Source organism: Chryseobacterium sp. 'Rf worker isolate 10' (assembly GCF_050753305.1).
GTDB lineage: Bacteria > Bacteroidota > Bacteroidia > Flavobacteriales > Weeksellaceae > Chryseobacterium.
This window is the reverse complement of sequence record NZ_JBOZOF010000002.1, coordinates 384308-410954: the sequence shown is the minus strand read 5'-3', so window position 1 is coordinate 410954 and position 26647 is coordinate 384308. Positions and strand designations below refer to the sequence as shown.

The window sequence follows — 26647 nt, the reverse complement described above, 5'->3', positions numbered from 1 at the left end:
ATTTTATAATTTGTTGGTACAGGATTTGTGAAATTTATATCGTTGAAAAATTTATTAAATCCAAACACAAAATGAAATATTCAAAATTAAATCTTGCAAAAGAAGCTATCAATCACAAGGGCTTTGTAAAAAAGATCCCTGATATTTTCAGAATGGTCAAAATGTGGAGAAGAGGAACCTATCCGATGAGATCCATAGACATTATTCTTCCTTTACTGGGGATTTTATATGTCATTTCTCCGATCGACCTGCTTCCTGAATTTGCCATACCTGTGCTTGGAGTGATGGATGATCTGGCAGTATTGTCACTTACCATTCCAAAACTCATCAAAGAGGTTGACAAGTTTTTATTATGGGAAGCCCAGCAAAAATACAGCGGTACCCAAGTTATTGATGCTGAAATCGTAAAATAATAGTTTATTATATTTTTCACACCATCCTGGTCAATCCAGGGTGGTTTTTTATTTACAAATGAGCGATAAATTTTTAAGCCTTATTTCAATTCCTTAAATTTGCAATATCTAATAAAAAATAATGGAAAGTAAAAAAGAATTCTTCTTAGAGTGCTACCAACTAGGCATCATTAAATTCGGAAGGTTTACCCTGAAAAGTGGTATTGAAAGTCCTTTTTATGTAGACCTGAGACCTTTGGCTTCAGATCCTAAAATTTTAAAAAATCTTGCTAATTATTTATTGGAAATGCTTCCTTTAGATAATTTTGATTTAATCTGTGGAGTTCCTTATGCTGCTCTTCCTATGGCAACTGCAATGTCTCTGGAAAGCTACATTCCATTAATTATAAAAAGAAAAGAGGCTAAAAGCTACGGTACAAAAAAACTGATTGAAGGAATTTACCAGAAAGGACAAAACTGTCTTTTGGTAGAAGATGTAATCACTTCGGGAAAATCTTTGTTAGAAACCATTCCTGAAATAGAACAGGAAGATCTTAAAGTTTCTGACATCGTTGTGGTATTAGACAGAGAACAGGGTGGAAAACAATTATTGGAAAGTAAAGGGTATAGAGTGCACACGCTTTTCAACATTTCGGAAGTATGTGATATTCTTCAGGAAACCGGTGAACTGTCTGATGAAGAGGTAAAAAGAATCCAGGATTTCCTTCAGGGGAATCATATTCAGTTTGAAGAAGAAACGAGATCTTCTTACGAGCAGAAACTGGAGACTACACAACATTCTGTTTCAAAAAAATTACTGGAAACAGCTTTAGCAAAAAAATCAAACCTTATTGCTTCTGCTGATGTTACAACCACTCAGGAGCTATTAGAACTTGCTGAAAAAGTAGGCCCGCACGTTATTGCTTTAAAAACGCATATTGATATCATTTCTGATTTTGATTATGAAAAAACAATCACTCCTTTAAAAGCAATTGCTGCAAAACATCAGTTCTTACTGATGGAAGATAGAAAATTTGCTGACATCGGAAATACGCAGGAACTTCAGTTTACAAGCGGAGCGTTCAAAATTACAAACTGGGCAGACTTCGTAACCTCTCAGGTGATCGGAGGTTTTGAATCATTAGACTGCTTCAAAAATGTAGGGGTGGTAGCCATCGTTGGAATGTCTTCCAAAGGAGCATTAACAACTGCAAGCTATCGTGAAGAGGCTTTAAAAGTAGCTTTATCTCATCCGAATGTAATTGGTGGTGTATCTCAGAATAAAATTCCTGAAGACCTTTTATTATTCACTCCAGGTGTAAATCTTGCTGATTCCGGAGATGGTAAAGGACAGCAGTACAATACACCGGAACATGTATTCAAAACACTGCACACAGATTTTATTATCGTGGGAAGAGGAATCTATAAATCTGATGATCCTGAAGCATCTGCAATCACTTATAAGACCGAAGGCTGGAATGCTTATATTAATTCTTTGGACAAAAAGACAATTCAGGGTTAAAATCCTATAAAGTATATACAAAATAAGTTATATTTGGGCTTTATCACGAATATTTGAAAAAGATCAGCATTTGTCTTATTTTGTTCTGGGGAGTCGCACAGGTTTCTGCACAGAAAGACAGCATATACATTGAAGCTAAACTGTCATCTGACAAAAAGAACCTTGAGATCAATCAGGAAATTGTTTATTACAATCATTCTGAAAAAGATCTGCAGACCATTAAACTCCTGAATTGGGTTTCCGCTTACAACAGACGCGGAACTTCTTTAGTCTACAGAAAACTGGAAGACCGGAATACGGATTTGCATTTTGCGAAAAGTGATCAATTGGGAAAACTTCTTGAACTGAATATTAAAAATTCTGAAAATGAAGTCATTCCTGTGAATACACTCTCAGATGAAAATCTTTTTATTCCTCTGAAAAATGTTCTGAAACCTGGCGAAAGTGTTACATTACAACTGCAATACAGAATGCAGCTTCCCGATAAAACTTTTACGGGATATGGAACATCCGCTCAGAATACAGTATTAAAATATTTCTTTATTGTTCCGGATCATTTTGATCCGGACAATATTTCCCAAAGAAACTACCACGATATCGAAGAACCTGTAAGTTTTAATACTTTCTGGACCATCAACTTTGATATCCCTGTAAATACGTTTGTTGAAGGTAATCTTCCGCAGATTCAGATGAATTCTTTTAGGGGAAATCTGGATTCTGATCCTGAGTTTTTGATCTCTTCCATTGGTTATCCTTCTATAAAAACCAATGTTGACGGGGCAGAAACCGAAATCAAGTTTGGGTATAACCTGAACCCTGAAGAAAAACAAAACCTGGAATTCTATCTTCCTTTACAATTAAAATTCCTGAAAGAAAGAATCGGGTCTTTACCGAAAAGCATTTTCATTTCGGATAAATTCAGAGCTAAAGAAGATTTTTTCGGAAATAATGATATTACCTTCTGGAAATTCAGATTCCAGCTATTTACCAACGCTGAAAAAACTGATCTGGATTATTTTGGAATGATCACCAAGAAGATTCTTGATGAAAGCGTTATTGCCGATAAAGAAAAAGATCATTGGTTCAAAAACGGTTTAAAATCTTATCTGGAAATTCAGTATCTGAAAAAATTCTATCCAGACACCAAACTTTTAGGTACGCTTCCTGAAACCAAAATATTCGGAATTAAACCTTTAAAATTATTCCATGCTTCCAAAGTAAAACTTCTGGACCGTTATGGGCTTTCCTATCAGTATATCATGCTGCAAAACCTTGATCAGAAGATTACCGAGCATTTTCCTGTTTTGAGTAACTTTAATGATATGGCTGTCAGCAGTTTTGAAACCGGAAGTCTTTTTAATTATTCAGCGGATAAAATGGGGTATGATCATTTCAATGACATTGTAAGAAATTATATTTCTCAGAACTCCGGAAAAAGAATACATCCTGAAGAGTTTCTGACTTCTCTTTCTGAAAAGAGCAAGTCAACAACCTATCTTTCAAATTTTTTCAAGCAGAAAAACAGAGTGGATTTCAAATTAAAAAACATTCGAAAAGAAAATGATTCACTCCAAATAAACATTGTAAAAAATACCGATATTTCTATTCCTGTAAAACTGGAAACGGAAACCAGAGAAGGAGAAAAGAAAGCATACTGGATAGATACTGAAGAAAATGAGCGCATGACCAGTCTGACGCTTCCTGCTTCAGATAACATTTACAAAGTCACTTTAAATAGTGGCTACATCTTTCCGGAATCCAATTACAGAGATAATTTTCTGTATGCAAAAGGAATTTTTTCCAATGCTAAAAAAATTAAACTTAAATTAATAAAAGACATTCCAAATCCTGAATACAACGAAATTTATATCAGCCCGAGAGTACGTTTCAACAATACGTATGATAAGTTTCTTTTGGGAGTTAATTTAAAAAACCAATCTTTCTTTGATCAGAAATTCTTGTATTCAGTAACACCAACCTATAGTACCGGAACAGGAAAACTGACCGGTTCAGGAGCAGTGTCCTACTCTATTCTGCCGGCAGAAAGCATTATCCGAAGCTTAACTTTTGGATTATCAGGTTCTTATTTTCACTATGATTATGACCTGGCCTACCGAAAGACATCAATATCTTCTTCCATCAACTTCAGAAAAAATCCAAGAAGTACAGTAAGCAGAGGAATCGGAATTTCTTATAATTATTTTGAAAGAGATCTGAGTCCTGAAATGATTGCTGATAACGACTACAGCAAGTATAATCTCTGGAGCATTGGATACGGCTATAGTGACAGCCAGATGATCCATGAAAAAAGTTTCAGTCTGAGCGCTCAGGGAATGGAAGATTTCAACAAAATTACGGCTGAAGGTTTCTACAGATGGGAATTTGCTCCTAAACAAAAGCTGAGCTTACGTTTATTTGCAGGATACTTTTTAAGAAACAATACCCGAAATAATCTTTTCGACTATGGTATTTCAAGGGTTTCCAATTACTCATTCTCTTATACCCTTTTGGGAGAGAGTGCCAGCAGCGGTCTTCTTTCACAACAGTTTATATTAGCTGACGGTGGTTTTAAATCATTCTTACCAGGAACCGTGAATCAATGGATCACATCTGCAAACGTAGATTCAAGCATCTGGAAAATATTCCATGTTTATGCCGATGCAGGAGTTTATAAAAACAAAGATCTTCCTGCCAAATTCATATGGGACACCGGAGTTAAAGTAAGAATTATCCCGGATTTTCTTGAAGTTTACTTTCCCATACAGTCTTCTTTAGGATTTGAACCTTCATTCAAAGATTATGGTAAACGTATCAGATATACATTGATTCTTAATCTTGGATCAATCATTAATGCAGCGAGAAGAGGCTGGTATTAATATTCTTGAAAACAAAAAATAAAAGGACAGCTGATGAATAGGCTGTCCTTCTTTATTAAAAACTAATCTTTTATAATTTTCTGAGAAATAGGAATATTATTGATAGTTCCTGTAACAATATAAGTTCCTTTTGGTAACTCAGCAATATCAAGACTTGAAGCTAATTTTGTGGGTGATTTTTTAACAACCTGTCTGAATGTATCGTATACTTTCACATCCTTCACCTCTGTTCCGAATATCACTTTACTGTCTTTTATAAAAGGATTCTGTACAAAGCCTGATTTCACACTTCCTTCGAGTGAAAAATCTGCCATATTATCATTATTACTCACTAATGTTCTTTTAATGGCAGTGGTTGTAGTGGGAGAAGGAGCCGGCCCATCGCCTTTAAATTGATCTGCATTGGAACCGTAACCTACAAAGTCCAGCACATTAGACGCAGAAGGTCCGTTAACCTGCACTATATTTCCAGCTAAAGCTATTTTTCCTGAAACACTGGAAATCTTTAACCCGGCAGATTTGTTCGGTGTTCCGTCAAAATTAATTATTGTAGTGGCAATAAAATTGGGTGGCGGTAGATCTTCAGTACCTCCTTCAATGGCTGACTCCTGAATTAAGTAGGTTTCTTCTGGCCCTAAAGTAAAATCCGGAAGTGTATGATATTCAGTAAAAGCACCTATCGCCGGAGCATATTGAATACTTGCTCCCGTCAAAGAAACAAGGTTGGGTCCAACATTTTTGAGTACAATATAATTATTTTTCAATACAGCACCTGAGTTGGCATCACCACCATAAATCTCATTGATTACAATCTGAGCATTCGAAAAGGCTGTTAATAATAAAAGTCCTGCAAGAATAAAGATTTTTTTCATCGTATTAATTTTAGAAATGGATTTGAAATAAAAATATCAAAAACAATACCACCAAATTAAGAAATAAATAGGATAGGAAAATCTAAAAATCAACAAATAATCATAAAAAAACAGCCACTTCAATGAAGCAGCTGTTTGTATTTTTATCTAAAAGAGATTAGTCTTTAAGAATTTTTTGAGAAACCGGTTGGTTATTCACTGTACCTGTTACAATATAGTTTCCTTTTGATAATTCAGCAACGCTTACAGTTTCGTTTTGTTTTACAGAAGCTTCTTTTACAATCTGTCCGGACATGTTGAAAACTTTCACATCTTTTACATCAGATCCGAAAACAATCTCATTGTTTTTAACGAAAGAGTTCTTTACGAAGTTACCTGCTTTTTTGTTCTTAGCGTCGATCACAGCTAAAGTTCCCCCAGAAGGAGTTAATGAAAAGTTATCTACAGCATACATTCCATCGTTACCCACTGCATTATCATCTGTAAATTTAATCCAGAATGTAGTACCATTCGCAATATTTAAACCTGGGATTGTACCATTTTTACTAGCACTGTTAGCTGGTAAATTTCCATCTACCTGTACACTTGAAGTTGTTGTTGTTAAAATTTCATTAAGATCTAATGCTGTAACTGGAGTCCATGTACCAGTTGTTAAGCTAGTTGCATCAGTACTGTATGAAAAAGCGACCACTTCGTTTGCTGTATTACTGCTTCCTGTTCTCCACTGTTCTGCCGTATAGCTGATCGCTAAAGATGTGATAGCAGATCCTGTATTATTAGTAAAAGATGCCCCGAAAACTGGAGTCAGAGAGTTTGAAGCCAAAGTACCTAGTGCTCTATCAGTAGCTCCAGTAGTTCCTACGTTGTAAATAGCTCCTGAATTTGAAGATCCGTTAGAAACAATAACAGTAGGTGCAGTTGATACCCATGCTGTAGGTAAAGTCGTTCCTGTAGGTCCCATCCCGTCAAAATTTTCAGTGTATGCAGTTCCAGAAGTTGTCAAGCTGATTTGACCAAATGCTAAAGTTGATGCTAAAACAATAGCTAACGAATAAAGTTTTTTCATGATTTAATTTTCTGTTGTTAATAATTTTCTTACATCACAAAACTACATCTAATTTTTTATTTGGGACAATAAACAGGTTAAGTTTTTGTTAATTATAGTTAAGCCCTTAATGTTAACATTTTTTAATTATTTTTACGAATTATTTTTAAAAGTTGCGAAATTTTACTCTTGTATTCATTTTTTTCTTCTTAGGCATATTTTCAGGAAATGCTCAGGTATTCTCGTGGAAAAATCCTAACATTCCTGAAGACAGTATAAAAAGAGACAGTATTCTCGCAGCAAGGCTTGAACAGGATATTTTTGCAAAAGACACACTGGACTTTATCAGAACGCACAACAAGATCGTTATTGATGAGGCTGTACTGGCAAAAAATGATAAAAAGAGATTTTTAGGAGAGCTAAATTCAAAGGGTTCCATTATCCGTGGGATTACTTTTGGAAATAACCAGGGACAGTCTGTACAAAGTTCTATGGATCTTCAGATCTCAGGACGGCTATCCAAAGACGTTACAATTTTAGCAAGTATTTCAGACCACAATCTTCCTATTCAGGCGGACGGTTATACGCAGACTTTAGAGGAGTTTGACAAAATCTATATGCAGCTTAACATTAAAGAAAAGTCTATCCTTAGAGCCGGGCATCTTGATCTTGTAGAGTCTAAAAATTATTTTGCCAAATACCAGAGAAGAAGCATGGGACTGCAATTCCAGACCGAATTCGGGAAGGAAAACAAAACATTGGTAGATATTTCTGCAGGTGTTGCACGAAGTGAATTCCACAGAATCCGTTTCCAGGGGGTTGAAGGTAACCAGGGACCTTATCGCCTGACAGGGAAGAACGGTGAGCAGTTTATTACACTGATCTCCGGTTCCGAGCAGGTTTTCATTGATGGTATTTTGATGAAACGTGGGGAAAACCAGGATTATATCATCAATTACAATACGGGTGAAGTTACTTTTACCAGTTTCCGTCCTATTTTCCAGCAGAATTTCATCACGATTTCTTATAACTACGCCAACAGAAATTATTCAAGATATTTATTTACCGGAAAGCTTGAGCATCAGAGAGAAAGATTCAAAGTAGGACTAAACTGGTTCATGGAAAATGACAACAAGAACGCTCCACTTTCTTTAAGCCTTTCTAAGGAGGATGAACAAATCCTTGCAGAAGCCGGAAATGATCCTAATCTGATGTATGCCCCATCAGGAGTAGTAACAGAGTATGATGTCAATAAAATTTTATACAAATTAAATACTGCAGGAAATTTCTATGAGTTTTCAACAGATCAGAGTTTAACACTTTATCAGGTTTCTTTTACTTATTTTGGTGCTAATCTGGGAGACTATAAAATAGCTCAAACCACTAATAACGGACGTGTTTTCCAATATGTAGGCCCTAATGCCGGAGATTACAGAGCAGTAAGAAAACTTCCTTCGCCTCAGAAATCACAGGTGTACTCTTTGAATTCTGAATATTTATTGAATGAAGGAAAAATAGGAGCTGATATTTCCCTGAGTAATTATGATGTCAATTTATTCTCATCCAAAGATTCTGACCAAAATATGGGCTATGCATGGCGTATTTTTGGAAATAAAACTTTCACAAAGAACGCATGGAAAGGAACACCTAGTTTCGAATATCAATACATAGACAAACAGTTTCATATCCTAGACCGTATCAATGATGTGGAATTCTCCAGAGATTTCAACCTTGCACAGGAATTTAATAAGAAAACTCAAAACAGGTTTATTTTCAGTTTCCTGAATAAATGGAACAATAAATCTACTTTGAATTACCGTGTCAATTATCTGAATGAACAAAACTCTTACAAAGGGCTCAAAAACGACCTGGACTTCGGTTGGATCACAGGAAAATTTTTTACGAAAGGAAGTTTATCTTACCTGAATACTACTGCTACGCTTCAGGACACTAAATTTATCCGTGGAGGAGTTTCAACAGAATTTACCGGTAAAAAAGGAAGCTGGGCGATTGGTGGAAGTATGGAGCACAATGAGAAAAAATACAATGATACCCGACTTATGGATGTCACGAGTTTCAGCTGGAAAGAAATCTTCCTGCAAAAGAAAATCGGCGACAGCACAAGGACCAAATTATTGGCGAAAGTATACATGAGGGATAATGACTCTGTGCGTGATAACAGACTTCAGAATATGAACAATATTCTGGGATTCATGGCAGAAAGCCAGATCATCAAAACAGAAAGAACTACTTTAAATGCTTTAATTCATTATAGAAAATTCTTCTACTCCGGAGCAGAGGGTGATGTTACCAGAAACAATGACTTTGTGGTTGGAAATATCTTATACAATCAGCAGCTTTTCAGAAACGGTATGCGTCTTCAGGCTTTTTATGAACTTGGAAACGGACAGGAAGCACAAAGAGAATTCCAGTACATTAAGGTAACAGATGGACAGGGTGTGTACAAATGGACGGATTATAACGGTGATGGTATTCAGCAGCTGGACGAATTTGAAATTGCAGAATACTCGGATCTGGCACAATATATCCGTGTGTATACAAATTCTGTACGATATATCCCTTCCAACAAAAATAAATTACAGTTAGCTTTATTTGTCAATCCGGCTATTGTTTTCAACTCGGAGAACGGATTTTTAAAACGTTGGAATTTTAATATTTCATTGAATTCCCAAAACTCATTCTATAAAAAAGATAAAGTTCTTGTGTTGAATCCTTTTGAAAAGAATAGTGACCAGATCCTTAAAAATCAAAATATCCTTGCTTCCGTACAGTTCAATCCTACTGACAAATCAGGCTGGAACGGAAACTACAGATTCATCACCAACGATAACCTTATCAATGCCAATTTCAGTAATGAAGAACGTGAGCAGACCTCTCATTTCCTGAATGTAGGATATTGGTTTAATAAAGAATTCAGGGTAGACTGGGAAAACTCCGTTCATGATATTAAAAACTCTTCGCAATTGTTTGGAACAAGAGATTACCGTCTTAATAACTTTGAAACAAAACCTAAAGCAACTTATAAATTCACGGATGCAATTCAGGCAGAATTATCTTCAGCTTTCCGTCAGAAGCAAAGGCTGGATGGCGAAGAGCTTCTAAAAGCTTTTGATGTTACAGGAACAATCCAATGGGAACGCAGAAAAACGTCTATTCGTGGAAACTTCTCATTCATCAGTAACAATTTTACCGGAAACAATTTCAGTATTGTAGGAAACCAGATGCTGGACGGTCTGAAGCCTGGAAAAAACCAGGTATGGAGTGTATTTATCCAACAAGCTATCAACTCATTTATTCAGCTGAATCTTAACTATGAAGGGAGAAACTCGGGTGACAGAACGATTCATATTGGAAGTATGCAGGTAAAGGCTAGTTTCTAAGAACAATAGTATTATTTAAATAAAAAAATCCCCAATATGACTATTGGGGATTCTTATTGGTTATCAGTTTAATTTATTTTTTAATAATTTTCAGTGATTGTGATCCTTTCTCAGCATTCACTTTTAAGATATAAACTCCTGCAGGAGCACGTCTCATATCTACAGAACCTTTTTCTGCATTGATTGCTTCGTTAAGAATTCTTTGTCCTGAAACATTATACACTTCCACATCTTTGATTCTGCTGTCATTATTGATATAAAGGTAATCTACAACAGGATTCGGATAAACACTTACTGTATTCTTTTTCGCTGATTCATTTACTGCCAATAAAGTAGCTGTGAACTCAAAGCTTCCAAGATCCGGTGTTAAAACATTTCTGATATTTCCAGCAGCGTCCAATGTCACTTCAGCCACCGGAGTTCCTTTATTATCAAGCGCTGCATTTCCCGTCGCAGACAAATGGAAATCAGTAGCTGAAACAAATACCGGCAGAATATTCAGTGAGTTTACATTTCCTCCAAATCCTGCCTGAATATCCACAAGTGCAGCTTTCGCCAATCCTCCGATAAATCCAAGATTAGTTCCTGAAGAGTAAAAATTGTTAAAATTAATAGTAGAAAAAACCGTACTGGCTGCTCCGGCATAAATAGCATATCTATCCCCAGCCTGTGTTTGTGTATTGACAAAAAGATTATTTCTTACATCAATTCCTCCCAGACCGGTTACTCCGCTTGTTATATTTAAAGCAGAAGGTCTTCCTGCAACAGTCTGGCTTACATCCATCACTACAGTATTATAATATAATTTATACCCTCCTCCGGAAGCGATAACAATTCCGTTTCCATTGTCATTTACCCCTCCTGTTGTTGCATATCCATAACCAGCCACACCATTCACAATATTATTAGCCACTAATGCATTGGAGGTAAGACTTGTTGATGCCAGATAGATGCCCTGAGCTCCGTATCCGGATGTATTGGTATTCTTTATGCCATTAATTTTATTATTAATTATCGTCATTCCGGCTGTTGCAGCCCCTGCATAAATCCCCGCAAACACAGTCCCTGTACCACTGGAAGTGAAATTAGAAATTGTATTTGCTCTTACGATAATATTAGCTGTGGCAGATGCTCCCGTATTACCCGAGGTAATGGTTATTCCGGCTGCTCCTCCTGTAGAAGTACCCGTATAGCCAAGATTAGTAATCGTATTGGAAATAATAGAGCAGTTAATGGCTGAAGTTGCCAGCCAGATTCCTCTCTTAATCTCAGCATTTGTTGTTTCAAAGTTTCCAATGGTATTATTACTTACGGTTACCCCATCAGCTCCCTGTACATAAATACCACCGAGGCGGATGGCATCTGTTCCCGAAGCAGATAAATCATTTCCTGTTACCAATGTATTGGCTCCATTACCAGCTCCTGTTGCAGCAAATAAATACATTCCCATATATGCTTTCTTCACAGAATTATTCTGAATAGTAACATTATTAAAAAAACCACCTGTAGGAGTGGTATTCCCATCATACATTACAAAAGCTGAAGAAGTATTGATACCATTTACCATATTTAGGTTTTTAACCATAATATTAGTATTTGCAGCGGCAGCAGAAGCTGCGATAAATGTAAGTACCTGTGGAGCTGTAACTGAGGTATTGGTAAGTGTAAGATTTCGTGTTGTTCCTGAAGCGATATTGCTTCCATCCAGGGTAATATTACTTCCTAGTATTCTCACCAAAGGTGCACTGGCAATATCACCTGAAATAGTTGCTGTAACTCCTGTTGCCGGTTTGATCGCAACGGAAGTATAGCTTGTTGCTCCACCGCTGGCATTAAGGCTGGCAGTTGCTGTTTCTGTAGTGTTGGCTGTGATACTGATTGAAATTGCTCCCTGATGTGTTCCTGCATTAATAGCATCGAATGCTCCTTTTAATGTAGTATAAGTTCCTGTAGCTGTTCCTGCCGTAGCAGAGATATTCACTTGTGAATAAAAATTTGATGAAACCAAAATTACCATCAAACAAAATAGAATTTTTCTCATGACATTAATTTTTATTATACTAAATATAAAAAATAATTCTCAATAAAAATTAAAAATTATTGAAAATCAAATAATTATATTAAATAAAAATTAAACGAAATATCATAAAATCCCTTAAATAAACCAACACAAATAAAACACGATACCACATGTTAATTTATAAAATATTGTTTTTTCAGAATTTCGTAAATTTGCACCATGATAAAAATAGGCAACATAGAACTGCCGGAATTTCCACTTTTGCTGGCTCCGATGGAAGATGTAAGTGATCCTCCGTTCAGACGTTTGTGTAAAATGCACGGTGCAGATTTGATGTATTCGGAATTTATTTCTTCCGAAGGGTTGATTCGTGACGCTATCAAAAGCCGTAAAAAGCTGGATATCTTTGATTATGAAAGACCGGTTGGCATACAGATCTTCGGTGGAGATGAAGAGGCCATGGCCATGTCTGCAAGAATTGTTGAAACAGTAAATCCGGATCTGGTAGATATTAATTTTGGATGTCCTGTAAAAAAAGTTGTCTGCAAGGGAGCAGGAGCAGGAGTTTTGAAAGATATTGATCTAATGGTTCGTCTTACAAAAGCCGTTGTAAGCTCTACTCACCTGCCTGTAACTGTTAAAACCCGTTTAGGATGGGACAGCCACACCATTAATATTGATGAAGTAGCCGAACGTCTGCAGGAAACAGGAATCAAAGCCCTTACCATACATGCCAGAACCCGTGCTCAGATGTATAAGGGTGAAGCGGACTGGGAACATATTTCCAGAATTAAACAAAATCCTAATATTGAAATTCCAATCTTTGGAAATGGGGATATAGATTCTGCTGAAAAAGCTTTAGCATACAAACAAAAGTACGCATGTGACGGAATTATGATAGGCCGTGCTGCTATTGGTTATCCATGGATATTTAATGAAATCAAGCATTTCTTTAAAACAGGGGAACATTTGCCTGAACCTACAATATCAGACCGATTATTAGCTGTTCGCCAGCATGCGGAATGGAGTGCAGAATGGAAAGGTGAAAGATTAGGATTGGTAGAAATGAGACAGCATTACAGCAATTATTTCAGAGGAATCCCTCACTTCAAGGAGTTCAGAAAAAAATTCCTGGAAGTTTTCACATTGGAAGAGATGAACAGCTTAATCCAAGAAACCCAACAGTTCTACGAAGAATATCAGGCACAGCTATAAAAATAAAAACCATCAGCAAGCTGATGGTTTTTTTATGATTTAAAATTTAAATTAATATCCTTCTGATGTGGATTCATTTTTAATCAGAGCTAATGCTGAAGAGGTTCCGATTCTCTTTACTCCCATGCTGATCATTTTCTCAGCATCTTCGGGTGTTTTTACACCACCTGCTGCTTTTACAGGAAGTTTCCCTGCATTTTCAAGCATGATAGTGATTCCTTCAAAGGTTGCTCCGTTAGGTTTTCCATCAGTAGTTTCATAAAACCCTGTTGAAGATTTAACAAAGATCTTTGACAAATCATTTTCGGAGAAGTTCTCTTCTGCCCAGATAGAAATATTTTTAGTAAGATCCGCAATCTGTTCATTCGTCAAAGCAGCAATTTCAATAATCCATTTCGCTACTTTATGATGTTCAAGAGACAATCTTGTACATTTTACAAATTCTTCTTTTACCAGTTGTACATCTCCCTGGAGATAAGCTGTATAATTAATTACAAAATCCAATTCATCAGCACCATCTTCTATTGCTTTTGAGGCTTCTGCAAGCTTTTCTTCAATAGAATAGGTTCCTTCATGAAAGCCTATTACAGTTCCTACTGCAACATTTGAATTTTTTTCCTGAATATATTTTTTGACCTCAGATACATAATCTGGACGAATCATCACTGCAAAAATACCTTTATCTATTGCTTCCTGCGCTAGTTCTATATCTTTTTGAAGCGTTTTTTCATGGGAAATACCTGACTGTTCTGGTGTCTTCAGGTAGGTTGAATCCAAATATTGGGCTATGTTCATATTGTTATACTTTCAATTGTCTGTAAATACCTTGTTCCAAAGAAATAAAGGTTTCTGTTCTTGTTACTCCCTTCAGCTTCTGAAGCTTATTAAGGATTTGCATTAAATGATCATTATCTTTACAAAGAACTTTCAGGAAGATGGTATAATTTCCTGTAGTATAGTGGGCCTCCACTACTTCGTTAATGTCATGTAAAGACTTTACCACTTCTGGATAATGGCTAGGCTGATCCAGAAATACGCCGATGTAGGAAATCACCTTATATCCTATTTTCTTAGGATTAAGAAATGATATTGAATTTTCAATAACTCCTGCATGTTCGAGTTTTTTGATTCTTTGATGCACTGCAGTGGTGGAAATTCCAACATTTTTTGAAATGTGGGCTAAAGAAGTTTTAGCATTATCCATCAACATGTAGATGATTTCTTTGTCAATAGAATCCAAATGGTAGCTTGTGTTGCTCGAATTTTTCATTTTCTACTTTTTTTATTATTTATGTTTTTTACTGTAAATTTTTAAATTTTACAAAAACCGGAAAGTGATCACTATATCCTCCTAAGTACCGCGTACCAGCATACGTTCGGAAAGGCCGTCCTTCAAAATTTCTGGTTCTGCTGCGGATTTTTTCAGAATTGAATATATGTGCCTCCTGAAAAACCAGCGTCTTATTATCAAGCAAAGATCTTGACATAATGATCTGATCATACAGCAATCCAGATTTATAATGAAAAGTAGAATAATTTCTTGTAGAAAACAATTGCTGAAAAGGGTTCGTTAAAACCTTCTCATGGTCATTGTCATAGAGAATCTGTACTAAATTTTCATCATCCGGGTTTTCGTTGAAATCACCACACAAAATGACATGCTCTTTATCAGCATTTACAATTTTCATAATCCGTTCCCGGACTTCATTCAATATAAAGGTTCTTTTTGGCTTATTAATATCTTTTTCTCGCTTAGAGGGAAGATGGGCGATAAAGACATTAATAATTTCCCCTTTATATTTTATTTTTGAAAAAAGTACGTCTCTTGTTGTGTCGTAATTTCCTGTGTTTTTATTTTCTATTTCAAAAAAGAAAGTAATGGTTTCAGAATCTATAACCTCTACTTTATTTTTATCATATAACATGGCAACATCCACTTTTCTTTCATCCATAGAATTGTAATGTACAATCCCATATTCCGAATTAAAGGGTTCCATCTCCACGAGATCTTCCAGAACTTTTCTTCCGGAAACTTCAGACAATCCAATCATGAATGGCAATACACCATTATCTTCTTTCATCAGCTGAAATACGTGTGAGATTTTAAAAAGTTTGTTTTTATATCTCTTTTCATCCCAATTCCTTAATCCTGACCGGGTAGGATCTAATTTGTGGACAGGTTTCGGATCGGGCAAAAATAAATTTTCAACATTATAAAAAGAGAACAGCTCCATCTACATTAATTTCTTTACTTTAATTTATATATGTTCTTTTTCTTTAAGGATGTAAATTTATTATTTTTTTTTGAAATTCTATTGATTTACCCTATAAAAGAAAATCAATTCCTATTAAAAAACAGTTCAAATATAATAAAAATACTAATGAAACCACATATAACGAATTAATTTTTCAACAATTAGGGACTTTTAACATATTAATCAAAAATGAGACAATACATCAAATCCCCGATTATTAAATAATTTTTTCATATAAAATCGAAAATATTAATATTTTTTAATATTTGTTAAACATATAACAAATATTATTCCATTTACATGCATAACAAATGGAATAATATCGATAAGAAAAAATAAGGTAAATACACTAAGATTTATTCAAGTAAATCCGGACGTTTCTCTTTGGTGATCCTTACAGCCTCATCATGGCGCCACTCTTCAATCTTTCCTAGATTTCCACTCAGTAAAATTTTAGGCACATCCAGTCCTTTATAACTTTCTGGTCTGGTATAAATGGGCGGTGAAAGAAGATCATCCTGAAAACTATCCGTTAAAGCACTCTGTTCATCATTCAAAACTCCGGGAAGCAGTCTTATCACTGAATCTGCAAGAACACAGGCAGCCAGTTCTCCTCCTGTAAGAACGTAATCTCCAATGGATATTTCTTTTGTAATATGAAGATCTCTTACTCTTTGGTCTATTCCTTTATAGTGCCCGCAAAGAAAAATAAGATTTTCCTTGATGGAAAGTGTGTTGGCTATTTTCTGATTCAAAGTAACTCCATCCGGTGTCAGATAGATTACTTCATCATAATTTCTTTGGGACTTAAGCTCTGAGATGCATTTATCCAGCGGCTCTATCATCATTACCATTCCCGCTCCGCCTCCGTATGGTTCATCATCAATCTGCCTGTGCTTATTGATAGCCCAGTCTCTCAACTGATGAAAATGTACTTCTGCCAGTCCTTTATCCATTGCTCTTTTTAAAATAGAAGCCTGGAACGGACTCTCCATCAATTCCGGAAGTACGCTTATTATGTCAATTCTCATTGTAATGTTCCGTTTTTCTTAGTAGGTATAATAATTAATCTTAAAGAAGAATCTTTGTTGATATAGCTCCACATCCAGTTGAAGAATATGGCCAGCTTATTTCTAACGCTCAAAATTAGCATTAAATGGAGAAACATCCAGAAATACCACGCAAAAAATCCCTGGAATTTTATAAATGGCAGATCAACAACGGCTCTGTGCTTTCCAATAGTTGCTAATGAACCTTTGTCGTCATACTCATATTCTTTCCATTCGCTCTGACTTTTCTTTAATAAATTTTTACCTAAATTTTTTGCCTGATTTATGGCTACATTGGCTACCTGAGGATGCCCCTGTGCATATTTTGGAGTCTCCATATAGGCAATATCCCCAATGGCATAAATATTATCGTACCCTTGTATTTTATTATAGCGATCTACAATATATCTGTTTCGTACTAACTTGTCTTCCGGAAAACCACCTACAACATTTCCTGTAACACCGGCTGCCCAGATCACATTATTGGATGGGATTTCTTTTCCACTTTTCAAATGAACTTTATCTCCGTCATAATCCGTAACCACTTCTCCGCTCATAAAAGTTACCCCAAGGTCTTTAAGGTATTTTTCAGATTTCTCCTGAGCTTCACTGCTCATCACGGCAAGCGGTTTTTCTGTGGAGCTTACCAGAATAATTTTCAGGTGATCAAAGTTCATGTATGGATAATCTCTTGGAAGGATATCTTTTTTCATCTCGGCAAAAGCACCAGCCAGTTCTACCCCGGTAGGTCCGCTTCCTACGATAACAATATTCCAGTTTCCATCATCACTTCGGCTTTTTTCAATAATCAGTTTTTCAAAGGTCATCAGAACATGATTTCTGATACTGATGGCTTCCTGGGTATTTTTCATTCCGAAAGCTTTTCCTTCCAGATCTTTATTCCCAAAAAAATTAGTTTTACAACCCGTAGCGATAATGAGTTTATCATACGTAAATTCGGCTTCGTCGGTAACGACTTTATTGTTGACAGGGTCTATTTCTTTCACCTCTGTCATACGAAACTGTGTGTTTCTGGACTGCTGAAAAATCTTTCTGAAAGGGAAAGAAATATTGGAAGGTTCTATTCTTCCTGAGGCTACCTGATAAAAAAGCGGCTGGAACATATGATGGTTCATTTTATCCAGAACGATTACTTTTTTGTTCTTGTTATTCAATGTTTTTGCAAGCTGCAGCCCCGCAAATCCTCCTCCTATGATGATGATTTTTTCGCGTGTTTCCATAATACACAAATTTACTGATTTTATTTTAGCATTTCGTAGTGAAAAAAGTTAGTTTTGCAAAACTTTATGACACCTAAAAAGTACACCAAAAAAACTGCCAAACAAGTCCATAAATCAAGACGGAAGAAGTATTTTTTCCGAAGATGGATGATATTGGCAATATTAATCATAGCATTGGTAGGAACAGGACTTTATTTGAAGCAGTCTGTCAGCTATTATTATGCATTGTACTTTAATAAATTTAAGCATAGAAAACTTCATAACACTGAAAAAGAATCTTTAAGAATTCAGAGAATACTAAGCAGTAATCTTGATAAGACTTATGGTTTTGATGTTTCTCATTATCAGAACAGAGAAGATATCAAATGGGACAGCCTGAGTATTGGAAATAAAACAATTCCGTTAGAATTTGTAGTAATGCGTGCTACGATGGGAAACCGAAGTGCCGACAAGCATTTTGACGAATTCTGGGAAAGTGCTAAAAAACACGATCTTATTCGGGGTGCTTATCATTTTTACAGGGCTGATGAAGATCCTGTGATCCAGGCAAATAATTTTCTGGAGAATGTAAAACTTGAAAGCGGGGACCTTCCTCCGATTCTTGATATTGAAAAAATCCCTAAGCGTAAAACCAACAAAAAATTAATTGAAGACCTGAAAGTATGGTGTAAAATTGTGGAAGAGGCTTATGGTGAAAAACCTATCATTTATACTTATTATCATTATTATAAAGATTTCCTGAAAGGTGAATTTGAAGGCTATCCGCTATGGCTGGCCAATTACAATGATGTACCCTCTCCTTCTCCTGATGACCAGTGGGATTTCTGGCAGTTTACAGAAAACGGGATTGTTCATGGCATTAATGCCAAAGTGGATCTTGATATTTACAATGGTAATTCCTGGTCACTGAAAAGACTGACACTTGATTAGCAAGAAGGGAAGATGGAAGTTAATACTAACCGTATATTTTACTTCATAAAATAACATTCAGAAATCAGCTTTCTGACGGGACTTCCAGCCTCCATCTTCCTACTCCCAGCTCTTAAAGAATATTCATCACTTCTTCCCAGGAATGAACTCTGTCGTAGGTTTCATTTTCAATCAATTCATTATGGGGTTGAGTGAATATAAGTCTCTGACCATCAAAATGATCTAAATTTTTAGGATAATCATCAATCATTACGTCCCCAGAAACCACTTTTTTACTTCCGCAAAGAACAATCTGCTCCCAGGTAATGAATGGAAAATGCTCTGCCAGCCAGTCATATTTTTCTCTTAAGCTGTTGGGAAACTCCATGCCTGCAGATACAATATAAAGATCGTATTTATTATTCAGATATTCCATGGCCTCGCGGCTTCCTTTCATCAGAGGTAAGGTCCTGAAAAATCCTACCTCATTCACGTGTTTTTTTCCGTTGGGGAAAGATTCTATTTCAGACTTTCCAGCCAAATCACTGATTTCAATTTCTCTTCCCGTATCTCTTTTTTCAAATTGTACCAGCTGATGGTAAACATCAGCCATTACACCATCCATGTCGACAATAACTTTTTTCATTACTTCAATCAGATTTTTTTGTATTAATATTTTTACTGTGTTATTTAATTATAGGTTATCAAATTTACTGAATAGTTTTTTCAGACAATGGACACAGTCTATTAAAAAATCATAAATCTTCATTTTTATAAAAGCTGTTACAGAAAATTTTAGGCTACATTTTCGTACTTTTGCGGTTCTATTCAAAATTAAAATCAAACCATTAATTTCCAATGAATTACGTTTCTGCAGAAAATCTTACCAAATCTTACGGCATCAAAGTTTTGTTTGAAAACATTTCTTTTCACATCAATGAAGGAGATAAAATTGCTATTGTTGCCAAAAACGGGAGTGGAAAATCTACCCTCTTGAAAATATTAATGGGTAAAGAAATTGCAGACAGCGGAACTGCGATCATCAACAAAGATATCCAGGTGGTATTATTTGACCAGGAAATTAATTATGATCCTAAACTCACCATTGATGAATTCATGATGACATTGGATTCGGAGCCTATTCTTGCGCTTAAGAATTACCATAAATCTCTTCATTCCACTGATCATGATTTTATAGAGAAAGCATTAGCTGATATGGAAGTCCATAAGGCATGGGATCTCGAGAATGAAATGAAACAAATTCTTTCCCAGCTTAAGATTACGGATCTGGATGCCAAAATGGGAACTCTTTCCGGAGGGCAAATCAAACGTGTGGCGCTGGCTAAACTTTTAACAGAAACAAGAGCCGAGCACAGACACACCCTCCTTATCATGGACGAACCTACCAACCACCTGGATGTGGATATGGTAGAATGGCTTGAAAATTATTTGAACAAAGCAAAAATCACTTTACTGCTTGTAACCCACGACCGATATTTCCTTGACAGCGTATGTGATATTATCTGGGAAATGGAAGATAGAAATCTGTATGTTCATAACGGTTCATATGCTACTTATCTTGAAAACAAAATGATCCGTGAGGAGAATCTTAATTCTACTATTGATAAGGCCAATAACCTTTACAGAAAGGAACTGGAATGGATGCGAAGACAGCCAAAAGCAAGAACCACAAAATCAAAAAGCAGAATTGATGCTTTCTACGAAACGGAAAAAGTAGCCAAAACCGACACCAGAAAAGACGGGCTTGAACTGGACTTTGAGATGAAGCGTCTTGGAAATAAGATTCTTGAACTTAAAAACATTGATAAAAGTTTTGGGCCGAAAGTCCTGCTAAAAGATTTCAGCTACCAGTTTCAACGTGGTGAAAAAGTGGGAATCATAGGAAAAAACGGAGCTGGAAAATCTACGCTTCTCAATATCATTCAAGGGCTTGAAAAGGCCGACAAAGGGGAAATTGAAACGGGAGAAACAATATCTTTCGGTTATTTCGCTCAGAAAGGTCTTACTTATAAGGAGGATGAACGTGTAATTGATTTCATTAAAGAGATTGCAGAATTTTATCCTTTAGCTAATGGAAGAAGCCTGTCTGCATCGCAGTTCTTAAGATTATTCTTATTTGACGATCAGACTCAGTACTCTCCTATTTCTAAACTTTCGGGTGGCGAAAAGAGAAGGCTTCACCTGATGTATATTTTATATCAGAATCCTAATTTCCTGATTTTTGATGAACCTACGAATGATCTGGATCTCCCTACATTAACAGTTCTTGAAAATTTCCTTCAGCAATTTCAGGGATCTCTGATTATTGTTTCCCACGACAGGTACTTCATGGACAGAATTGTAGATCATGTTCTGGCTTTTGAAGGAGAAGGAAAAATCAGAGATTTTGTTGGAAATTTCTCAGAATACAGAGAAGCAAGAAGCCGTGAGGAAGCATTAGAAAAAAATGCAACGGCAAAACCGGAACCGGCTAAAGAAACAACTCCTGTAGTAGAAAACAGCTCATCTTCAAGTCCTAAGCGAAAATTAACGTTTAAAGAGCAGAGAGAATTGGAAACCATAGAAAAAGAAATGCCTGAACTGGAAGATCAGCGTTCCAAAATTCTGGATCAGCTCAACAATGAGTCTGATTATGAAAAAATTGCCAAACTTTCTGCAGATCTGGAAACCATTTCAGAAAAACTGGAAAACCACGAAATGAGATGGCTGGAACTTCAGGAAATCCTTTAATAGTTATGAATTAAAAATTATGAATTATGAATGAATTTGGTGAGTTTGAGTGTAAATGAGTTGAAAATTTCTAATCACAACTACTATCAACCTTGAACTTTAAACCTTAAACTTTGAATTCATTCATAATTCATAACTCATCATTTATAATTGAATAACTCTTTCTTCTCTTGCACTTTGCAGGGAAGCATCAATGATTTTCATATTCTGGATCACTTCTTTTCCCGGAGATGGCAAAGCGTATCCAAAAACAATATGCTCATAGATCTGCTGGTAATAATCCATATAATTTCCGGCTTCACTGGAAGTCAGAATTCTTTCTGTTTCAGAATGATCATTCAGGAAATTTAAAATTCCATCAGATTCCTTCAGTGGCAGTGTCCACTCTTTACCATATTCAGGAATAGCACCCGCCACCAATTCGTTTTCTTGATTATCTGTTCTTTCCTGTAAAAAACTTCCTCTGTTACCATGAATAGTATATGCATAGTGGCCCTCTTTACTGAAAACTGATGTCTTCAATCTCACTCTCAGGTCATTTTTATAGAACAGCAGAATCTCGAAATAATCATTTGCAAATTCTTTTCCTTTCATAGAAAATACATCTGCAAACAATTTTTCAGGATACCCAAAATATTGTACCGCCTGATCTACAAGATGCGATCCCAAATCATGAAGAGATCCTGAACCTACCTGATCCGGACTTTCCTTATGCTGCTTTCCACTTGGAGTAGTACGGAATCTGTCGAAACGGATTTCAGCTTCTTTAATATTTCCTATTTTTTTATCATTTAAAATCTTCTGAACCTGTAAAAAATCTCTGTCGAATCTTCGGTTTTGATAAACACTCAGAAACAATCCCTTTTCTTCTGCCAACTGCACCAGCTCTTCTGCCTCAGAAACATTTACTGTAAAAGGTTTTTCTACAATAATATTTTTTCCGGCCTCCAAGGCTTTTTTCGCATATTCATAATGCGTTTGAACCGGAGTATTGATAATAACCAGCTCTACATCTGCCTGATGAAGCATTTCTTCCACAGAACGGTAAATGGTTGCTTCCGGATATTTTTCTTTTGACTCCTCTTTACTTCTTTCTACTATTGCAGAAATGAAGAATCCTGGATGTTCTTTCAAAAAAGGAGCATGGAATACTTTTCCGCTCATCCCAAAGGCACAAAGCCCTGCTTTTACCAATTGCATATTAAAATTTTTAACAAATATATTCATAAAAAATACTCCATACCCTGATCTAAAGGAAGTATAGAAATAATCCATGCCATTAATAGTAGAATATGATTTAAATCATAAAATTATTTTTATCTATTCTAAACAAATACTTACATTTGCGCCTTATTTAAAACTGTTCTACATAAAAATAAAATGAAAAGACAACTACTTTCTTTAGGTCTGCTATGTATCGCTGTTTCAGTGAGTTCTCAGATGAAAAATGCTGAAGCAGATACGATCAGAACCCAGACTATTGAAGATATTAATCTTCATAAAACAGGAAACCCAAACCAGGCAAGGCCATTATCGACAAAGTCAAACCTAACAGTAATGGAAAATCCACAGCCTATTGCGATTGTTACTCATGAAATTATTGAGCAGCAGCAGGCAAAACAGTTGAGTGATGTCATCAAAAATGTAAATGGTATTTACTTAACCTCTGCTAGAGGAAGTTCTCAGGATAGCTTTGGGGGAAGAGGTTTTATCTTTGGAAATGATAATATCTTTAAAAACGGAGCAAGAGTAAACAGTGGAGTTTTTCCTGAAGTAAGTGGTCTGGAAAGAGTTGAAGTTTTAAAAGGGGCAAATGCCATGCTATATGGTAACGTAGGTCCTGGTGGAATTGTCAATCTTATTACAAAAAAACCAAAGTTTGAATTTGGTGGTTCAGTGGGACTAAGTGCCGGCAGCTGGAATTCTTACAAACCTATGTTTGATATCTATGGACCTTTAAGCAAGAAAGTAGCTTTCAGAGTGAATGGTACTTATGAATATGCTGAAAGTTTCAGAGATATGGTAGAATCTAAAAAGCACTATTTCAATCCATCTTTTGTTTTTAATTTAAGTGAAAATACTCAGCTAATTGTAGAAGGAGATTATTTATATCAAAATTTTACTCCTGATTTTGGAATCGGAAGTGTTACTGATAAAACGACCGGAGTATCCAGATTAGCTACTGAAGTTGACCGTAGAAGCTTTTTAGGTGCTAACTGGCAATATCAAACCAACCAACAAGCTACTACAGATGTTGTTTTGAATCATCAATTAAATAGCAAATGGAGCTTAAATGCAGTTGCGTCCTACCAGAATTATACAAAAGATTATTTTTCAACAGAAAGAATTCAGTGGCAGTATGAATCTGCTAAAGGTAATTTTAACCCTTCCTGGGCAAGAACTTTAGGTAGAAATTATACTGAACAGAACTATACATCATTACAAGTTAATCTAAACGGTGAATTCAAAACCGGAAATATCATTCATAAAGTACTATTCGGGGCTGATGGAGATTATGGTTTAGCAGATACTTACGCTTATAATTTTACTAATCCTGCTAACGTTAATTATGGGACTTTATATTTAAATAATCCTTCTACCTGGTCAACTGATGGTGCTATGCCAGATACATACAGATCATCCAGAAACAGAATCGCTACAAAAAGATTTGGTCTTTATGCACAGGATTTAATTAATGTTACCAAAGAGTTCAAAGTATTGGCAGGAGTAAGATGGTCTTATTTAAAAAACGACGATACAGAAGTAAAAGATTTCTTAAAGGGAACAGAAACTCCTACAGCAGCAAGTGGTTCACAGGCTCATGCTGTATCTCCAAAGGTAGGACTTATCTACAACCCTAATGATAATCTATCTGTTTTTGCAACATATACTAATTCATTCTCACCTAATTCAGGATTTGATCAGTACAATCAATCTTTAAAAGCATCTACAATTGATCAGTATGAAATCGGGGTGAAGAAAAATTTATGGAATAATGCTATCGCTGTTAACTTAACTGCCTACCAGATCAATAACAGAGATGCTTATACATCTCCATATCTTGCAGACAACAAAGTGGCGCTCTATAAAATATATGCAGGTAATATAAGAAGTAGAGGTGTTGAATTGGATATCACAGGAAATCCTACAAAATATCTTTCTTTAATTGGAGGTATTTCTTATAACAACACAGTATATACAAAAACTCCGGATAACGGATTTGTTGAAGATCAAAAATTGGTAAGAACTCCTGCACTTACAGCAAACGCTTCTGTATTTTATACTTTTACAGATTTTGCAAAAGGTCTGAAAGTAGGAGCTACTGCATTCTATACAGGAAAGAGACAAGCAGGCTGGAATGATGTAAAAGGACAAACCCAACAAACAAGAATGATTGATATCAACGGGTTCACAACTGTTGATATAAGTGTAGGTTATGGTTGGAAAAAATTCTCTATTCAAGGGAAAGTGGGGAACCTGTTTGATGTCGTAAACTACAATGTTCACGAAAACTATTCAGTGAATCCTATCACTCCTAGAAACTACTATTTCACATTGACATACAGACTGTAAAAGTCTTTATATAGTAATTCTTTCATTAAAAGTGGAAATTGCATTTTTGCAGTTTCCACTTTTGAAATTTTAAAACAAAAACAAAACAATAAGATATGGATAAGATTAAAGACACAAGGAGTTTCATGAGAATCACACACCGATACCTGGGATATTTTCTTGCCGGGATTATGGCTGTATATTCTTTAAGTGGAATTCTTCTGGTGTACAGAGACACAGACTTTCTAAAGAACGAAAAGAAATACGAAAAAAATATCGCTGCTAATCTTACAGAGAAAGAGCTGAAGAAAGAGCTTAAAATGAAAGGTCTTGAAGTGGAAAAAACAGAAGGAAGTGTTCTTTATTTTAAACAAGGAACTTATGACAGTGCTACCGGAAAAGCAAAGTACACTAAAAAGGAATTGCCTTTTGTACTGGACAAAATGGTCTCTCTTCACAAATCACAGTCTAAAGATGCCATATCTCCTCTAAGTGTATTCTTCGGAGTTTCTCTTTTTTTCTTTGTGATTTCAAGTTTCTGGATGTTTAATCCTAAAACAAAAGCTTTCAAACGTGGTATCAAGTTTACCATTGCAGGACTTATTATCTCTCTTATTCTTCTATTTATTTAATTAATCTAAAAGCAGAAGAAAGAGAAAAAACAGTATTTTGAGGCATTAATGATCTGACACCTGTTTTTATCATTTTCATTTTTAAACCACCCTTTTATTTTCTTTATCATTACGAAATCCTCATTTAATATGTTAAAAAAATAAAATATATCTTCCTGATAATGTTAACGTTTATTTAGAAAAATTACCTAAAATTAAGAGAATGGCACATTTATTGTTTTTTCTATAATTCGTGAATAATAAACATTTAATTATTAAAATAATAAATTATGAAAAAACTTATTTTAACAGGGATATTAGCCGTAGCAGGCTTAACAGCAACTGCCAACGCTCAGATTCAAAAAGGTAATTGGATGGTAGGGGGTAACCTTGCAGGAGCCAACTTCGGTTTAAACAAAGGAGGTGGTTATGATTTTAATATTCAGCCGAAAGGAGCTTATTTCATTGAGGACAATATTGCATTAGGAGGATATGTAGATTTAGGTTTCAAAGGAGCTAAAGATGCACCAACTACTTTTACTTATAACGTAGGGGCATTGGGACGTTACTATCTTAACCCGGGCGAGCAGGGAGTTAATAACTTACTACACCACGGGAGATGGTTCTTCGAAGGTAATTTAGGTATAGGAGGTACATCTATCTCTAAAGGAGGTTCTTCTTCTAACGGTCTTAACTTCGGATTCGGGCCTGGTTATTCTTACTTCATCACTCCAAACATTGGATTGGAAGGTTTAGTAAAATACGATGCTAACGCAGGATTCGGAAGCGGTGGATATACAAACAAAATTACATTTGGTCTAGGATTCCAGATTTATCTTCCAACGTCTAAAGGTAAACAAATCATCAACGACGTTAAGTAATTACTGAAATACTTATAAAAAAATGAAAGCGCCCCGGAATTTTATTTCTGGGGCG

At 35.6% G+C, this 26647-nt stretch carries 20 protein-coding genes; 10 read left to right on the top strand and 10 right to left on the bottom strand.

Annotation, left to right across the window (positions count from 1 at the left end; all coding sequences use genetic code 11):
• Positions 1-71: 71 nt before the first annotated feature.
• The 3 genes from LKL37_RS11810 (at position 72) to LKL37_RS11800 (ending at position 4790) form a co-directional block, all read left to right on the top strand.
• Entirely contained in the window at positions 72-413 is a 342-nt protein-coding gene (locus tag LKL37_RS11810) for a YkvA family protein (RefSeq protein WP_431610771.1), read from the top strand.
• A 121-nt stretch (positions 414-534) separates the two neighbouring features.
• Positions 535-1914, top strand: a complete 1380-nt coding sequence (pyrF, locus tag LKL37_RS11805) for an orotidine-5'-phosphate decarboxylase (RefSeq protein ID WP_431610770.1) — start codon at positions 535-537, stop codon at positions 1912-1914.
• Positions 1915-1967: 53 nt separating this feature from the next.
• A complete protein-coding gene (locus LKL37_RS11800) occupies positions 1968-4790 on the top strand; it encodes an aminopeptidase (RefSeq protein WP_431610769.1) in 2823 nt (940 codons plus the stop codon).
• A 62-nt stretch (positions 4791-4852) separates the two neighbouring features.
• Here the strand turns inward: LKL37_RS11800 and LKL37_RS11795 are convergent, their stop codons facing one another.
• Positions 4853-5662 (bottom strand): T9SS type A sorting domain-containing protein, encoded by an 810-nt coding sequence (locus LKL37_RS11795; RefSeq protein ID WP_431610768.1) that lies wholly within the window; start codon positions 5660-5662, stop codon positions 4853-4855.
• A gap of 157 nt (positions 5663-5819) precedes the next feature.
• Positions 5820-6728, bottom strand: a complete 909-nt coding sequence (locus LKL37_RS11790) for a T9SS type A sorting domain-containing protein (RefSeq protein ID WP_431610767.1) — start codon at positions 6726-6728, stop codon at positions 5820-5822.
• 152 nt (positions 6729-6880) lie between these two features.
• On the opposite strand from LKL37_RS11790, the gene LKL37_RS11785 reads away from it, so the two are divergent.
• Entirely contained in the window at positions 6881-10108 is a 3228-nt protein-coding gene (locus LKL37_RS11785) for a hypothetical protein (protein ID WP_431610766.1), read from the top strand.
• 73 nt (positions 10109-10181) lie between these two features.
• On the opposite strand, the gene LKL37_RS11780 is transcribed toward LKL37_RS11785, so the two are convergent.
• On the bottom strand, positions 10182-12149 hold the full coding sequence (locus LKL37_RS11780; RefSeq protein ID WP_431610765.1) for a T9SS type A sorting domain-containing protein: 1968 nt from the start codon (positions 12147-12149) through the stop codon (positions 10182-10184).
• A gap of 198 nt (positions 12150-12347) precedes the next feature.
• Here LKL37_RS11780 and dusB point away from each other — a divergent pair, with 198 nt between their 5' ends.
• Positions 12348-13343 (top strand): tRNA dihydrouridine synthase DusB, encoded by a 996-nt coding sequence (dusB, locus tag LKL37_RS11775; RefSeq protein ID WP_431610764.1) that lies wholly within the window; start codon positions 12348-12350, stop codon positions 13341-13343.
• A 51-nt stretch (positions 13344-13394) separates the two neighbouring features.
• Here dusB and deoC read toward each other — a convergent pair whose 3' ends face one another.
• The 5 genes from deoC to LKL37_RS11750 all read right to left on the bottom strand — a co-directional run bounded on the left by deoC (position 13395) and on the right by LKL37_RS11750 (position 17888).
• On the bottom strand, positions 13395-14138 hold the full coding sequence (gene deoC / locus LKL37_RS11770; RefSeq protein WP_431610763.1) for a deoxyribose-phosphate aldolase: 744 nt from the start codon (positions 14136-14138) through the stop codon (positions 13395-13397).
• Positions 14139-14142: 4 nt separating this feature from the next.
• The gene (locus tag LKL37_RS11765; protein ID WP_047379047.1) at positions 14143-14613 is read right to left on the bottom strand and encodes an Lrp/AsnC ligand binding domain-containing protein; all 471 of its coding nucleotides are present in this window, start codon (positions 14611-14613) and stop codon (positions 14143-14145) included.
• A gap of 28 nt (positions 14614-14641) precedes the next feature.
• On the bottom strand, positions 14642-15577 hold the full coding sequence (locus tag LKL37_RS11760; RefSeq protein WP_431610762.1) for an endonuclease: 936 nt from the start codon (positions 15575-15577) through the stop codon (positions 14642-14644).
• A 377-nt stretch (positions 15578-15954) separates the two neighbouring features.
• Positions 15955-16629, bottom strand: coding sequence for a tRNA (guanosine(37)-N1)-methyltransferase TrmD (gene trmD, locus LKL37_RS11755; RefSeq protein WP_431610761.1), 675 nt, complete (start codon positions 16627-16629; stop codon positions 15955-15957).
• A complete protein-coding gene (locus tag LKL37_RS11750; RefSeq protein WP_431610760.1) occupies positions 16626-17888 on the bottom strand; it encodes an NAD(P)/FAD-dependent oxidoreductase in 1263 nt (420 codons plus the stop codon). Before LKL37_RS11750 ends, trmD begins: the two co-directional genes overlap by 4 nt.
• 66 nt (positions 17889-17954) lie before the next feature.
• On the opposite strand from LKL37_RS11750, the gene LKL37_RS11745 reads away from it, so the two are divergent.
• Positions 17955-18818 carry a glycoside hydrolase family 25 protein gene (locus LKL37_RS11745; RefSeq protein ID WP_431610759.1) on the top strand — a complete coding sequence of 288 codons (864 nt, stop codon included), beginning with the start codon at positions 17955-17957 and terminating at the stop codon, positions 18816-18818.
• 112 nt (positions 18819-18930) lie between these two features.
• On the opposite strand, the gene LKL37_RS11740 is transcribed toward LKL37_RS11745, so the two are convergent.
• Positions 18931-19443 carry a 5' nucleotidase, NT5C type gene (locus tag LKL37_RS11740; RefSeq protein WP_431610757.1) on the bottom strand — a complete coding sequence of 171 codons (513 nt, stop codon included), beginning with the start codon at positions 19441-19443 and terminating at the stop codon, positions 18931-18933.
• A gap of 212 nt (positions 19444-19655) precedes the next feature.
• On the opposite strand from LKL37_RS11740, the gene LKL37_RS11735 reads away from it, so the two are divergent.
• Entirely contained in the window at positions 19656-21548 is a 1893-nt protein-coding gene (locus LKL37_RS11735) for an ABC-F family ATP-binding cassette domain-containing protein (protein WP_431610756.1), read from the top strand.
• Between the two features lie 144 nt (positions 21549-21692).
• Here LKL37_RS11735 and LKL37_RS11730 read toward each other — a convergent pair whose 3' ends face one another.
• Positions 21693-22748 carry a Gfo/Idh/MocA family oxidoreductase gene (locus LKL37_RS11730; protein WP_431610755.1) on the bottom strand — a complete coding sequence of 352 codons (1056 nt, stop codon included), beginning with the start codon at positions 22746-22748 and terminating at the stop codon, positions 21693-21695.
• A 180-nt stretch (positions 22749-22928) separates the two neighbouring features.
• On the opposite strand from LKL37_RS11730, the gene LKL37_RS11725 reads away from it, so the two are divergent.
• The 3 genes from LKL37_RS11725 to LKL37_RS11715 all read left to right on the top strand — a co-directional run bounded on the left by LKL37_RS11725 (position 22929) and on the right by LKL37_RS11715 (position 26592).
• Positions 22929-25121, top strand: coding sequence for a TonB-dependent siderophore receptor (locus LKL37_RS11725; RefSeq protein ID WP_431610754.1), 2193 nt, complete (start codon positions 22929-22931; stop codon positions 25119-25121).
• A 95-nt stretch (positions 25122-25216) separates the two neighbouring features.
• A complete protein-coding gene (locus tag LKL37_RS11720; protein ID WP_105703943.1) occupies positions 25217-25732 on the top strand; it encodes a hypothetical protein in 516 nt (171 codons plus the stop codon).
• 269 nt (positions 25733-26001) lie between these two features.
• Positions 26002-26592 (top strand): hypothetical protein, encoded by a 591-nt coding sequence (locus tag LKL37_RS11715; RefSeq protein WP_431610753.1) that lies wholly within the window; start codon positions 26002-26004, stop codon positions 26590-26592.
• Positions 26593-26647 lie beyond the last annotated feature (55 nt).

Coding starts and splice junctions, on each gene's coding strand:
- LKL37_RS11810 (WP_431610771.1), top strand. CDS start 72: ATGAAATATTCAAAATTAAATCTTGCAAAAGAAGCTATCAATCACAAG.
- pyrF (WP_431610770.1), top strand. CDS start 535: ATGGAAAGTAAAAAAGAATTCTTCTTAGAGTGCTACCAACTAGGCATC.
- LKL37_RS11795 (WP_431610768.1), bottom strand. CDS start 5,662: ATGAAAAAAATCTTTATTCTTGCAGGACTTTTATTATTAACAGCCTTT.
- LKL37_RS11790 (WP_431610767.1), bottom strand. CDS start 6,728: ATGAAAAAACTTTATTCGTTAGCTATTGTTTTAGCATCAACTTTAGCA.
- LKL37_RS11780 (WP_431610765.1), bottom strand. CDS start 12,149: ATGAGAAAAATTCTATTTTGTTTGATGGTAATTTTGGTTTCATCAAAT.
- dusB (WP_431610764.1), top strand. CDS start 12,348: ATGATAAAAATAGGCAACATAGAACTGCCGGAATTTCCACTTTTGCTG.
- deoC (WP_431610763.1), bottom strand. CDS start 14,138: ATGAACATAGCCCAATATTTGGATTCAACCTACCTGAAGACACCAGAA.
- LKL37_RS11765 (WP_047379047.1), bottom strand. CDS start 14,613: ATGAAAAATTCGAGCAACACAAGCTACCATTTGGATTCTATTGACAAA.
- LKL37_RS11760 (WP_431610762.1), bottom strand. CDS start 15,577: ATGGAGCTGTTCTCTTTTTATAATGTTGAAAATTTATTTTTGCCCGAT.
- trmD (WP_431610761.1), bottom strand. CDS start 16,629: ATGAGAATTGACATAATAAGCGTACTTCCGGAATTGATGGAGAGTCCG.
- LKL37_RS11750 (WP_431610760.1), bottom strand. CDS start 17,888: ATGGAAACACGCGAAAAAATCATCATCATAGGAGGAGGATTTGCGGGG.
- LKL37_RS11745 (WP_431610759.1), top strand. CDS start 17,955: ATGACACCTAAAAAGTACACCAAAAAAACTGCCAAACAAGTCCATAAA.
- LKL37_RS11740 (WP_431610757.1), bottom strand. CDS start 19,443: ATGAAAAAAGTTATTGTCGACATGGATGGTGTAATGGCTGATGTTTAC.
- LKL37_RS11735 (WP_431610756.1), top strand. CDS start 19,656: ATGAATTACGTTTCTGCAGAAAATCTTACCAAATCTTACGGCATCAAA.
- LKL37_RS11730 (WP_431610755.1), bottom strand. CDS start 22,748: ATGCAATTGGTAAAAGCAGGGCTTTGTGCCTTTGGGATGAGCGGAAAA.
- LKL37_RS11725 (WP_431610754.1), top strand. CDS start 22,929: ATGAAAAGACAACTACTTTCTTTAGGTCTGCTATGTATCGCTGTTTCA.
- LKL37_RS11720 (WP_105703943.1), top strand. CDS start 25,217: ATGGATAAGATTAAAGACACAAGGAGTTTCATGAGAATCACACACCGA.
- LKL37_RS11715 (WP_431610753.1), top strand. CDS start 26,002: ATGAAAAAACTTATTTTAACAGGGATATTAGCCGTAGCAGGCTTAACA.